The organism is Mesorhizobium sp. USDA 4775 (assembly GCF_054062655.1).
The window spans coordinates 7,501-19,726 of sequence record NZ_JBSSFM010000001.1 but is presented as its reverse complement, the minus strand read 5'-3'; the positions used below and the strand labels follow the sequence as shown (position 1 = coordinate 19,726).

Below are 12,226 nucleotides of genomic sequence, written 5' to 3'. Positions count from 1 at the left end.
GCTTCGTGCGGGAATCGTCCGGCAAGTGATGTAACCGGAACAGGATGGCACGTGGCGCCAACGCAATTGATGCGGGCGAACGCCGGTGAAGAAACGAAACGGCTGGCTGCATGAGCGCCTCCGTTCGTAACGAGTTTTCGAAAATTTCAAGATGAAGAGAGTCGAATGAGGCCACAACAGCAGAACAGGCGCATGCGCGGTCGCAACAACAATGGCGGCGGCGGTGGCAACAACAATAACAACAACAACCGCAAGGGCCCTAATCCCCTGACGCGCAACTACGAGAGCAACGGCCCGGATGTGAAGATCCGTGGATCGGCTCAGCAGATCGCCGAGAAATACGCTACCCTGGCCCGTGACGCGCAAAGCTCCGGCGACCGGGTCATGGCGGAGAACTATCTCCAGCACGCCGAACACTACAATCGCATCATTGCCGCCGCGCAGGCGCAGATGCCGATCCAGAACGTCCAGCAGAACCGCGACGATTTCGACGATGACGGCGATGAAGATCGCGACGATTTCGACAATGCCGGCAACAATGGCGCCGGCAATGGCGGCAACACAGGTTCCGATCCGCAAATTCCTGTCATCAACCATGGCGCCGGTCCCCAGCCAGTGATCGAGGGCATGCCGGCCGAGGTCGCACTGAACCGTGACGGCCGCGACAATCGTGACAATAGCGGGCGCGATAATAACGGGCGCAACAATGGCGGCCGCGACAACAATGGCGGGCGTCACCGCGATCGCCGCCCCAATGGCGGCTATGGCCAGAATGGCCAGCGCGATTATGCCTCGTCGACCGAGCAAGGCGGCCAGCAGCAGCGCAACGAGGCGCCGGCACAGGCGGAGGTGCAGGTTGAGCCCGGTTCGCTGGTCGAGGCCGTTGCGGCTGCCGAGCAGGCTCCGCTGTTCGAGAGTTTTTCGCCGGCGGCTCTTGCCGCCCAGGCCGAGCTCAACGAGGCTGCCGCCGAGAGCGGCGCTGCCCGTCGCCCGCGCCGTCCGCGCCGTCCGCGCACCAATGCCGAGCAGGTCGACGGCGGTGGCGACAATGCGGATGCCGGCGAGGCGGCCGCGGCCCCGGCCGAAAGCGGCAATGCCGAGCCGGTGATCGTCGACATCGACAACTGATCGAACGGCATTTCAAGGCGTTGAACGGCGGAGAGAAATCTCCGCCGTTTTCGTTTCGGCTGACGTGGAATATTATGCATTGACCGACATCAAGGCGTCTTGAGACGGCATGGCCTATGCACCATATCTCGGCTGAACGGGATCCGGCTCGAATGGGCGGGTCCGTCACCGCAATCTGATCCGGTGCCGCAAAGCGGGCCGGTGATGGAAGGAGACAGATATGAACCTTGAGAAGTACTCCGAGCGCGTGCGCGGCTTCATCCAGTCCGCGCAGACCATGGCGCTCTCCCGCAATCACCAGCAATTCACCCCCGAACACATTTTGAAGGTGCTCGTCGACGATGACGAGGGCCTGGCCGCGTCGCTGATCGAGCGCGCCGGCGGCAATGTCCGCGACGTCAAGCTCGGCGTCGAGACGGCGCTCGAGGCGATGCCGAAGGTCGAAGGCGGCAACGGCCAGCTCTATCTGGCGCAGCCGCTGGCCAAGGTGTTCTCGACGGCGGAAGAACTGGCCAAGAAGGCCGGCGACAGCTTCGTCACGGTCGAGCGGCTGCTGCAGGCGCTCACCATGGAAAAGTCGTCCAAGACCGCCGACATACTGGCAAAGGCCGGCGTCACCGCGCAGGCGCTTAACCAGGTCATCAACGATGTCCGCAAGGGCCGCACCGCCGATTCGGCGAGTGCAGAGCAAGGCTATGACGCGCTGAAGAAATACGCGCGCGACCTAACGGCGGATGCCCGCGCGGGCAAGCTCGACCCAGTGATTGGCCGTGACGACGAGATTCGCCGCACCATCCAGGTGCTGTCGCGCCGCACCAAGAACAATCCTGTGCTGATCGGCGAGCCGGGCGTCGGCAAGACGGCGATCGCCGAAGGCTTGGCGCTGCGCATCGTCAATGGCGATGTGCCGGAATCGCTGAAGGACAAGCAGCTGATGGCGCTCGACATGGGCGCACTCATCGCCGGCGCCAAATATCGCGGCGAGTTCGAGGAGCGGCTGAAGGCCGTGCTTTCCGAAGTCACCTCTGCCGCAGGCGGGATCATCCTGTTCATCGACGAGATGCATACGCTGGTCGGTGCCGGCAAGGCGGATGGCGCGATGGATGCGTCGAACCTGTTGAAGCCGGCGCTGGCGCGCGGTGAGTTGCACTGCGTCGGCGCGACCACGCTCGATGAATACAGAAAACATGTCGAGAAGGATCCCGCCCTCGCCCGCCGTTTCCAGCCGGTCTTTGTCGACGAGCCGACGGTGGAGGATACCGTCTCGATCCTGCGTGGCCTGAAGGAAAAATACGAGCAGCACCATAAGGTGCGTATCTCGGACTCGGCGCTGGTGGCGGCGGCGACGTTGTCCAACCGCTATATCGCCGACCGCTTCCTGCCGGACAAGGCGATCGATCTGGTCGACGAAGCCGCTTCGCGGCTGAGGATGCAGGTCGATTCCAAGCCCGAGGCGCTGGACGAGATCGACCGCCGCATCATGCAGCTCAAGATCGAGCGCGAGGCGCTGAAGGTCGAGACGGACGATGCCTCGAAGGACCGGCTTGCCCGCCTGGAGAAGGAGCTTGTCGGCCTCGAGGAGGAATCGACCGAGATCACAACCAAGTGGCAGGCCGAGAAACAGAAACTCGGGCTTGCGGCCGACTTGAAGAAGCAGCTCGACGAGGCACGCAACGAGCTTGCCATTGCCCAGCGCAAGGGCGAGTTCCAGCGCGCCGGCGAGCTAGCCTATGGCAAGATCCCGGAACTCGAGAAGAAGCTGAAGGAAGCCGAAGCCCAGGACGGCAAGGCCGGCATGGTCGAGGAAGTGGTCACCCCCGACCACGTCGCCCATATCGTCTCGCGCTGGACCGGCATTCCGGTCGACAAGATGCTGCAGGGCGAACGTGACAAGCTGCTGCGCATGGAAGACGAGATCGGCAAGCGGGTCGTCGGCCAGGGCGAGGCGGTGCAAGCCGTTTCCAAGGCGGTGCGGCGCGCCCGTGCCGGGCTGCAGGATCCGAACCGGCCGATCGGCTCGTTCATCTTCCTGGGACCGACGGGCGTCGGCAAGACCGAACTGACCAAGGCGCTGGCAAGCTTCCTGTTCGATGACGACAGCGCCATGGTGCGCATCGACATGTCGGAGTTCATGGAGAAGCACTCGGTCGCCCGGCTGATCGGCGCACCTCCCGGCTATGTCGGCTATGAGGAAGGCGGCGCGCTGACCGAAGCGGTGCGGCGCCGGCCCTATCAGGTCGTGCTGTTCGACGAGATCGAGAAGGCGCATCCCGATGTGTTCAACGTGCTCTTGCAGGTGCTCGACGACGGCCGGCTCACCGACGGGCAGGGCCGCACGGTCGATTTCCGCAACACGCTGATCATCATGACGTCGAACCTCGGCGCCGAATACCTGGTCAATCTCGGCGAGGACCAGGATGTCGACGCCGTGCGCGACGAGGTGATGGGCGTGGTCAGGGCATCGTTCCGGCCGGAATTCCTCAACCGCGTCGACGAGGTGATCCTGTTCCACCGGCTGCGCCGCAAGGACATGGACCGCATCGTCGAGATCCAGCTCAAGCGGCTGGAAAGCCTGCTCGTCGATCGCAAGATCACGCTGTCGCTGGATCACGAGGCGATCGAGTGGCTGGCGGCCAAGGGCTACGATCCGGCCTATGGCGCGCGGCCGCTGAAGCGGGTGATGCAGAAGGAACTCCAGGATCCGCTGGCGGAGAAGATCCTGCTCGGCGAGATTCTCGACGGTTCGACCGTCAAGGTCACGTCCGGTTCCGACCGCCTGAACTTCCGCTCGAAGCCGACGGTCGTCGCGACCGAAGCGGCGGCCTGATTTCAACGCCGCGCGTCCACCCTGGACGAGCGGCGTTTTCATATTGAGGGTGGGGGGCGGATGACGCTGGACGACTACAACGGCTTCTGCGCCTCATTGCCCGCGGCAAACCACGTCATCCAGTGGGGCGGCGCCCATGTCTGGAAGGTCGGGGCCAAGGTGTTTGCGATCGGCGGCTGGGATCAAGGCCAGCAGCTCTTCGTCACCTTCAAATGCTCCGACATCGCCTATGATGTGCTGAAGGAGCAGCCGGGCTTGCGGCCCGCGCCCTACCTTGCCTCGCGCGGCATGAAGTGGATCCAGCGTCGGACAAGCCAGAGCATGGATGATGCCGCGCTGAAGGACTATTTGCGCGAGAGCCATCGCCTTGTCGCCCTGAAGCTGACCAAGCAGGCGCGCAAGGAATTGGGGCTCGCGAGCTAGCGAGTATTCGTTGGTACGCCGGAAAACCGCCATCTTCATGCCCGGTTCATATTGGAACCATAGGGTGGGGTAACTGGTTTGCTGGCGAAGGGGTTCGCCCAGTGAACAATGCCGGGCGGCGGCAATTACGGACCGGAGAGTTGGCCACGATGTTCCGCACGATCTTTGCCCTTTCGGCCCTCGCCACCGGGCTTGTGACTTTCGGTGCGCTCGCCGCGCCGACGCAGGACAGTGCACCAAGGGTTGCCCGCGCCGCCAATGATGGCGGCATTCTTGTGGCCCAGGACGGAAATCTGGACATCTACTACGACGCGCGTGGCAACCGCGTCATCGTCGATGCCGACACCGGCAAGGTCATCGCCATCCAGCCGCCGCAGACACGGCTTGACCGGCGCGCGCTGCGCCGCGAGACAAGGCTGCGCGAATTGGGCCGTGCCCCTGCCGATGATGATCGCTACTATCTCGATGATCCCGAGGACATGGCCCGCTTCCGCCGCAAGCAGTTGGAAGAGGAAGGCCGGGTCATCCCGCCGCCGGCGGATGAATACGACCCCAATGGCGACAATTCGGTCGAAGCCTATCCGCCGGCGCCGCAGGACGACGGCAATTACGACAACAGCTATCCCGATGCACCGGCAAGGCCGGGCACCATCAAGCGCCAGCCGCTGAACGAGGCAGCGATAGACCCTGCGCAGCCCGACGTAGAGCAGGTCAATCCGGATACGCAGGCTTCCCTGCCGCCGGATACTGGCGGCAAGGCCGCCGTCGATCCGTCGCTGTCGCTCGGCGTGCGCCAGGACGTGGCGGCGCTGCAGGTGCTGCTCGACCGCGGCGGCGCTTCGCCGGGCGTGATCGACGGGCGTTTTGGCTCGAATGTCGATAAGGCCCTGGCCGCCTATAACCAGATCACCGGCAGCAATCTGAAATCGACGGACACAGTCGGCATCCAGGCGGCGCTCACGCAATCGGGCGGCGATGCTTTCGCCAGCTACACCATCACAGCGGAAGATGCTGCTGGCCCCTATGTCGCCTCGATCCCGGAAGATTACGGCCAGAAGGCACAGCTCAACTGCATGTGCTACACCTCCGTCACGGAGGCGCTGGCGGAGCGCTTCCACATGGACGAGAACTATCTCAAGTCGATCAACAAGGGTCTCGACTTCAATCGCCCCGGCACGATCATCAAGGTCGCCAATTTCGGCAAGTTGGTGTCAACGCCAGTGGCGCGCATCGTCGCCGACAAGACCAAGAAGGAAGTGTACGCCTATGATGCCGGCGGCAAGCTGGTCGCTGCCTATCCCGCGACCATCGGCTCTGCCGACACGCCGTCGCCCACCGGCATCCACGCCGTGTCGCGCATCGCGCTCGACCCGAACTACACCTACAATCCGAACATCAACTTCAAGCAGGGCCAGAACGACAAGATCCTGACCATTCCGCCAGGCCCCAACGGCCCCGTCGGCTCCGTGTGGATCGCCCTGGACAAGCCGACTTACGGCATCCACGGAACGCCCGAGCCGTCGAAGATCGGCAAGACCGAAAGCCATGGCTGCGTTCGCCTGACCAACTGGGACGCGCGCGAACTCGCCAAGCTGGTGTCGCCAGGCGTCACTGTGGAGTTTGTCGGCGGACCTTCAGCCGATGACTTTGCGCAGCAATGAGCCGCGCAGCGCGGTGGCATAGATCAGCTGCACCACCAGGATGAAGCCGACGCTGAGCAATGGCGTGACCAGGCAGAGTAGCGCACCGATCGCCCACAGGATCTGTGCCTTGACGATGCGCAGATAGACCGTGCGCTTCGTTTCGGCATCGACGTCTTCGGCGACAAAGCCGTTCTTTTCCGCGTAGCGCCAGCTGGCGAACAGCGTGACGCCGAGCATCAGCAGGTTGAGCCAGTAGACCAGCACCGCGGTCCTGAATTCGAGGAAGTCCGCCAGAAGGTCGGTCGAGAACGGCAAGAGCGCAATGAAGGCGAGAAAGCAGAGATTCAGCGTGGCAAGCCGCCTGTCGGATTTGGCTATCAGCCCGTGCTGAGCCTGCTGGCCGAACCAGAAGATGGTCAGCGTCAGGAAGCTCAAGGCATAAGTCAGGAAGCGCGGTGCCAGTGCGGCAATGGCGACCAGCAGATCGTGCTCGGAATGCACGGTCTCATGCGCCGGCACCCTGATCTCGAGCACGATGAGCGTGAGCGCGATGGCAAAGACGCCGTCGGTGATGCCGACAATGCGGCCGCGTCCCTCCGCCGACGCTTCAAGTGGTCGTTTCATCAATTTTCCCCGGCTGCGTATTCCGACGAAGCCGGCCATCGATTCCGATTTGAAGCCGGCCAGTCATTCCGATTTCATTCCGGCCGGTGTTCCGATTTGAAGCCGGCCATTTTTCGGACTGATCCTGGGTCTCGTTGATGTTTGGATTGGGTTTCGTTTCAGGTCAAGCGTGCGCTGTTTCGGACGCTCTCGGCGAGCGCTGTTTTCGCATGCTTTCACCGGTGAGATCGATGCGATAGGCGTTGTGAACGAGGCGGTCCAGGATGGCATCGGCCAGGGTTGGGTTTGCAATGATCTCGTACCAGCGATCCAGGGGCAGCTGACTGGTGACGATTGTCGATCGGCGTTCGTAGCGGTCTTCAATGATCTCAAGCACATCACGCCGCTGGTCATCATTGAGTTTTTCCGGTCCCCAGTCATCGAGAATGAGAAGGTCGGTTTTGGCGAGTTGCTTGAGGATCCGGCCATAACGTCCGTCGCCTCTCGCGAGGGCAAGCGTTGCAAACAGCCGGGGAACGCGGTGATAGGCGACGGAGAAATCCTCTCGGCAAGCTTTGTGGCCAAGCGCACAGGCCAGCCAGCTCTTGCCGACGCCGGCCGGCCCGGTGATGAGAAGACTGTGATGCTTTCTGATCCAGTCGCAGCCGGCGAGCGCCATGAACAGATTGCGATCAAGACCGCGTGCGGCACGAAAGTCGGCATTCTCGATCTGTGCGTCATGGCGAAGTTTTGCAGCTCTGGCGCGGGCTTCGAAACGCTTCTGGCGGCGCATGGTAGCCTCGCGCTCGAGCAGCATGGCAAGCCATTCGCCATGCTCGAGGCCGCGTGCTTCGGATTGTGCGTCGAGTTCCTGGAAGGCAGTGGCCATGCCATGAAGGCCGAGTTCGCGCAGCATGTTGATGGTCGGATGGATGAGCATTGGTATGTCTCCTCAATGGAAGTAATCAGGGCCACGCAGATTGGCGTGATCGACGATGGCGGTCGGTTCGGTGGAATGCCTTGCGGCCTTGTGATTGGCGATGAGCGAGGCGATGCTCTTGCAGTTCAGCCCACCGATCTCGACAGCGCGGGCTGAGACGGCTTCGGCGCGATCGCGTGTGACATCGCGAAACAGGCGAAGGACACCCAGGCATGTTCGAAAGCCTTGTTCAGGATGTGGGCGGCTGGCGAGGATTGCGACAACCAAGCCTTCCGTCTCGGGCCCGACGGATGCGGCCCAGCGACGGAAACGATCCGGCGTCCACTCGGCATATCGCCGGTGGGAGCTGGGCATATGATCCGGATCCGTCCCATGACGAGGGCCGCCATAGCGGCGCTGATGGACGGCAATGCGCTTGCCGCGGTGGAAGATCTCGATGGTGCGTGCCGTTGCCCTCAGATCGACTTGCTGACGAATGAGGTTGTGCGGTACGGAATAGAAGAAGGTCTTGAACTCGACGTGGTAATCCGTCGAGACGCGGGCCAAACGCCACTCGGCGAATTCGTAGTCTTCGCTCGGAAGGCTTGCCAGCGCAGCACGCTCGACGCTCTCAAACAGTTGCCGGCGACTGACGCCCAGCCGACGCATGACGTGATCATTGATGCGATTGAGTGCCTGGCGAATTGCGGCATTGGCCTCGGCCAGCGAGAAGAAGGTCTGGTTGCGCAGCCGCCCCAGAATGCATGACTGGGCGAAACGCACGCCGTTCTCGACTTTCGATTTGTCCTTCGGCCGTCGCGGCCGTGCCGGAAGAACGCCGACGCCATAATGGGATGCCATCATGCCGTAGCTGCGATTGATCTCGGGATCGTAGAAGCTGGCGCGGCTGACGCCCGACTTCAGATTGTCGGGGACGATCAGGCGGGGAACGCCATCAAAGAAACGAAACATCCTGACGTGTGAACCAATCCAATCCGGCAGTGTCTGGGTCCAGGTCGCTTCGGCATAGGTCAAGCTGGACGCACCCAGCACTGCCACGAAGATCTCCGCCTCACGGATCTCGCCGGTGTCTCGATCAACGATCGGGATCTTCTTGCCGGAATAGTCGACGAAGACCTTGTCGCCGGCGGCGTGTTCCTGGCGCATCGTCGGCGAAAGCCGCTGTTCGAAGCTGCGAAAGAGCTCGCAGAACCGGCTGTAGCCATATCCGTCGGGATGACTTCCTCGATACTCCTCCCACAAGATGAGGAGCGTGACGCCCGGCTTCTTGAGCTCGACGGCAAGATGGGCCCAGTTCGGCTCTGTGCGCCGCCGCGTGCCCTGCTTGACGCCATTGCGAGCGAAGAGTTTGTTCTCAAGCGCGTCATCGGTCAGCTCGCCTGGCAGGGGCCAGCTCAACCCGATTGCCGCTGCGCGCCGCAGATTATCCTGCACCGTACTGCGTGCTATTCCCAGCACGACCGCAATCTCGCGGGAGCTGGTCCCGCTTCCGGCAAGCCGAAGCATTTGTCTCAACTGTCTCATGGTCAGCCTTCTCTTTGCCGGCATCAAAATGTCCTCGTTCATCGCGAGGTAATTGATGCCAAAGTTGCTGACCCAGGAGGTAATCTTCAGTGCCGAAAACCGGCCGGTCTTTGGTTGGAATGGTGGCCGGCTTCATACCGGAATGGTGGCCGGTGTTTGATCGGAATGGCGGCCGGCTTCACGTCGGAATCCGCACCCCGGCTGCCGTCTTCCGGAAAACTTAGCATGACTGCCGGCGTTTGCATCGATACAGGACGCATCCTGGCCAATTGGCTGGTTTCAAGGACTGCAAGCTGCTGGCCGGTTGTTGCCGGTACGCTCGGGGTCTAAGCAAGGTGCCATGCATTCGCCAAATGAAGCTGCCGCCGCCCCGCTGACCAGCCCGGTCACAAACGGAACGTTTTGTCCGCAATCACAACGGCGATTCGTCTTGATCGCGGCGATCCTGGCCTCCGCGCTTGGCTTCATCGACGGCTCTATCCTGGCCATCGCCATGCCGGCGATCCGTGTCAACCTCGGCGCCAGCCTTGCCGAGGCGCAGTGGATCTCCAATGCCTATGCATTGACGCTTTCGGCGCTGATCCTTGCCGGCGGCGCCGCCGGCGACCGGTTCGGGCTGCGCCGTGCCTTCGTGGCCGGCATCGCGCTGTTCATCGTTGCCTCGCTCGCCTGTGCGCTGGCGCCGAATGCCGTCGTGCTGATCGCGTTTCGCGCTGTCCAGGGTATTGGTGCTGCGATCATGGTGCCGGGGAGCCTCGCCATCATCGCCAAGGCCTATCCGAAAAAGGAGCGGGGCCGTGCAATCGGCATCTGGGCGGCCGCCTCGGCGCTGACCACAGCCCTTGGGCCGGTGCTCGGCGGCCTTGTGCTGTCGGCTTTCGGCGACGGCATCTGGCGGGCGATCTTCGCCGTCAACCTGCCGCTCGGCCTGATCTCGATCTACCTGCTGCTCGTCAAGATTCCGGCCGATGCGGCGACGGAAAAACGCAGCCTCGACCTCGGCGGTGGCGCGCTCGCGACATTGGCGTTCGGCGCACTCGCCTATGGGCTGACCTCGATGAGTTCGAGCGGCGAGGGCCATATGGCGGGGCCGAGCATTGCCGCCGGCGCGGTGCTGCTTGTCGTCTTCATCCTGTTCGAACTACGCCAGCGCGAGCCGATGATAGACCTCAGCCTGTTTCGCATCGGCGCTTTTGCCGGTGCCAATGTGGCGACCTTCTTCCTCTATTTCGCACTGTCGGCCAATCTTTTCTATCTGCCGATGCTGCTGATCGCCGGCTGGGGACTGAGCACGGCCGAGGTCGGCTTCATCTTCCTGCCGTTGTCGGCATCGATCGCCCTTCTGTCGGGACCCGTCGGCCAGTTGTCGGACCGGATCGGACCGCGTTTCCCGATCGCCTGCGGCAGCCTGATCGTGGCTCTCGCCTTCGCCGGACTTGCCTTGCTCAGCCGTGCCGGCATCCACCATTTCTGGACCGGAATATTTCCGCTGATGGCGCTGATGGGCCTCGGCATGGCGCTGGTCGTCTCACCACTGTCCACCGCGATCATGACGGCGGTGGAAGACAAGGATACGGGGGCTGCCTCCGGCATCAACAATGCCGTCTCGCGCATTGGCGGCCTGATCGCGGTGGCGGGCAATGGGCTCGCTTGCCACCTGGGTCTATTCAACGATGCTCGACACCAGGGTCAGGCCGGGCATTCCAGGTTTTGGCGAACCGGTATCGACAGGCTTGCCGCCCGAACTTGAAGCAACACGCCTTGCTGCCAGCGACATGGCCTTTTCAGCCATATCCTTGACGACGGCCGTACTCTGCCTGCTTGCCGCGATCATCGCCTGGATGACCGTTTCGGGTCAGGCGCTGCCCTGGCCGCGCCGCGCCGATGAATCGTCAACTGATTCGTCGCGAAACTGATTCGCCGATGCCGGATTGGCCAAGGTTCAGAGCAATTCCTGGAAAAGTGTGAGCGGTTTTCCTGGGTAAGCGCGTAGCGCTTTCCCTCGGGATTGCGTCAAAACAAAGAGTTAGAGAGGTTCGCCGTTTCCGGGAAGCGGTGAAATCGCTCTAGCCGTCGATCTTGGCGCTCGCGACCTTAAGCGAATTGCCTTCTTCCTGCTTCAGCAGGTCATCGATGCGCTCGCGCTCGCGCTTGAAGGCGACGAGGTCGTCGCCCTTCAGCACCTTGCCGACCGGCAGCCGAACACGCATCGAATCGACTTTGGTGCCGTTGACGATCAGCTCGTAGTGGAGATGCGGACCGGTGGAAAGACCGGTCTGGCCGAGATAGCCAATGACCTGGCCCTGGCGAACCCGAACGCCCGGCGCGATGCCTTTTGCAAAGGCGCTCTGGTGATTGTAGGAGGTCTCGTAGCCATTGGCATGGCGCAGGATGATCTGCTTGCCATAGCCGCCAGCCCAACCGGCCTTCTCGACGACGCCATTGCCGGCGGCGATGATCGGCGATCCGATCGGGGCGGCCCAGTCGGTGCCCGTGTGCATACGGACATACCCGAGGATAGGATGCTTGCGCGCACCAAAGCCGGAGGTGAATCTTCCGTTGGGCAGCGGGTTGCGCAGCAGGAACTGCTGGGCGCTCGATCCATCTTCGTCGAAATAGTCGCTGCTGCCGTCTTGCATCTGGAAGCGATAGAAGTTGCGCGTTGTGCCGCCGAAGGTCGCCGAGACATAGAGGAGCTCCGAATCGTCGGAGGTCTGGTCATCCCCGTCCGGCTGCGAGAACAGCACTTCGAGGCGATCGGACGGATTGAGTCGCGACTGGAAGTCGACGCCAGATGCCAGCAGCTTGATCAGCCGCTGGGTCATTTTCTTCGACATGCCGTAGGAATAGGCGGTGCGGTAGATACCGTCATAGACAGTGGGCAGGTTGCCGCGCACCACCACCGGTGCCGACGAATCGTCAAATGCCGTCAACAATTCGGGGTTGGGATCCGGCTCCTGCGCCGGCACATACTGGCCGCGGTCATCGAGTGCGATGGTAACGATATGGGTGGTCCTGTCGTAGACGCTGGTGCGCACGACCTTGGCGGCGTCGCCATGGACTTCGAGACCGACGCGCAGCACGGTTCCGGCTTTCAGCGTCGGCGCGTTCAACAGCTTGGCGATCGCTTCGGCCATG

At 62.5% G+C, this 12,226-nt stretch carries 8 protein-coding genes and 1 pseudogene (1 of these 9 cut by a window edge); 5 read left to right on the top strand and 4 right to left on the bottom strand.

Annotation, left to right across the window (positions count from 1 at the left end; all coding sequences use genetic code 11):
• The first annotated feature begins 165 nt into the window (after positions 1-165).
• The 4 genes from ACVILI_RS00075 to ACVILI_RS00060 all read left to right on the top strand — a co-directional run bounded on the left by ACVILI_RS00075 (position 166) and on the right by ACVILI_RS00060 (position 6,039).
• Positions 166-1,128: a DUF4167 domain-containing protein gene (locus ACVILI_RS00075; protein WP_038649886.1), complete on the top strand. Its 963-nt coding sequence runs from the start codon at positions 166-168 to the stop codon at positions 1,126-1,128.
• Between the two features lie 220 nt (positions 1,129-1,348).
• Entirely contained in the window at positions 1,349-3,955 is a 2,607-nt protein-coding gene (clpB, locus tag ACVILI_RS00070) for an ATP-dependent chaperone ClpB (protein ID WP_038649884.1), read from the top strand.
• A 60-nt stretch (positions 3,956-4,015) separates the two neighbouring features.
• Positions 4,016-4,378, top strand: coding sequence for an MmcQ/YjbR family DNA-binding protein (locus ACVILI_RS00065; RefSeq protein ID WP_019861340.1), 363 nt, complete (start codon positions 4,016-4,018; stop codon positions 4,376-4,378).
• Between the two features lie 149 nt (positions 4,379-4,527).
• On the top strand, positions 4,528-6,039 hold the full coding sequence (locus ACVILI_RS00060) for a L,D-transpeptidase family protein (protein WP_038649881.1): 1,512 nt from the start codon (positions 4,528-4,530) through the stop codon (positions 6,037-6,039).
• Here ACVILI_RS00060 and ACVILI_RS00055 read toward each other — a convergent pair.
• From ACVILI_RS00055 to istA, 3 genes are all read right to left on the bottom strand, one after another.
• Positions 6,013-6,645, bottom strand: a complete 633-nt coding sequence (locus ACVILI_RS00055) for a TMEM175 family protein (RefSeq protein ID WP_019861338.1) — start codon at positions 6,643-6,645, stop codon at positions 6,013-6,015. The genes ACVILI_RS00060 and ACVILI_RS00055 overlap by 27 nt on opposite strands.
• A 163-nt stretch (positions 6,646-6,808) precedes the next feature.
• On the bottom strand, positions 6,809-7,564 hold the full coding sequence (gene istB, locus ACVILI_RS00050) for an IS21-like element helper ATPase IstB (RefSeq protein ID WP_038646815.1): 756 nt from the start codon (positions 7,562-7,564) through the stop codon (positions 6,809-6,811).
• Positions 7,565-7,576: 12 nt separating this feature from the next.
• Positions 7,577-9,088 carry an IS21 family transposase gene (istA, locus tag ACVILI_RS00045; protein WP_148307437.1) on the bottom strand — a complete coding sequence of 504 codons (1,512 nt, stop codon included), beginning with the start codon at positions 9,086-9,088 and terminating at the stop codon, positions 7,577-7,579.
• A 340-nt stretch (positions 9,089-9,428) separates the two neighbouring features.
• On the opposite strand from istA, the pseudogene ACVILI_RS00040 reads away from it, so the two are divergent.
• Positions 9,429-11,004, top strand: a pseudogene (locus tag ACVILI_RS00040) (MFS transporter).
• Positions 11,005-11,154: 150 nt separating this feature from the next.
• Here ACVILI_RS00040 and ACVILI_RS00035 read toward each other — a convergent pair.
• Positions 11,155-12,226, bottom strand: the 3' portion of a protein-coding gene (locus ACVILI_RS00035) for a M23 family metallopeptidase (protein ID WP_027047418.1). It continues 899 nt past the right edge of the window; the window shows 1,072 of its 1,971 coding nt (coding positions 900-1,971); its start codon lies beyond the right edge, outside the window — the gene reads right to left on this strand; its stop codon occupies positions 11,155-11,157.

Bases quoted from the DNA above. Each gene is read 5' to 3' on its own strand.
- ACVILI_RS00065 (WP_019861340.1), top strand. From the start codon at position 4,016: ATGACGCTGGACGACTACAACGGCTTCTGCGCCTCATTGCCCGCGGCA.
- ACVILI_RS00060 (WP_038649881.1), top strand. From the start codon at position 4,528: ATGTTCCGCACGATCTTTGCCCTTTCGGCCCTCGCCACCGGGCTTGTG.
- istB (WP_038646815.1), bottom strand. From the start codon at position 7,564: ATGCTCATCCATCCGACCATCAACATGCTGCGCGAACTCGGCCTTCAT.
- clpB (WP_038649884.1), top strand. From the start codon at position 1,349: ATGAACCTTGAGAAGTACTCCGAGCGCGTGCGCGGCTTCATCCAGTCC.
- ACVILI_RS00055 (WP_019861338.1), bottom strand. From the start codon at position 6,645: ATGAAACGACCACTTGAAGCGTCGGCGGAGGGACGCGGCCGCATTGTC.
- ACVILI_RS00075 (WP_038649886.1), top strand. From the start codon at position 166: ATGAGGCCACAACAGCAGAACAGGCGCATGCGCGGTCGCAACAACAAT.
- istA (WP_148307437.1), bottom strand. From the start codon at position 9,088: ATGAGACAGTTGAGACAAATGCTTCGGCTTGCCGGAAGCGGGACCAGC.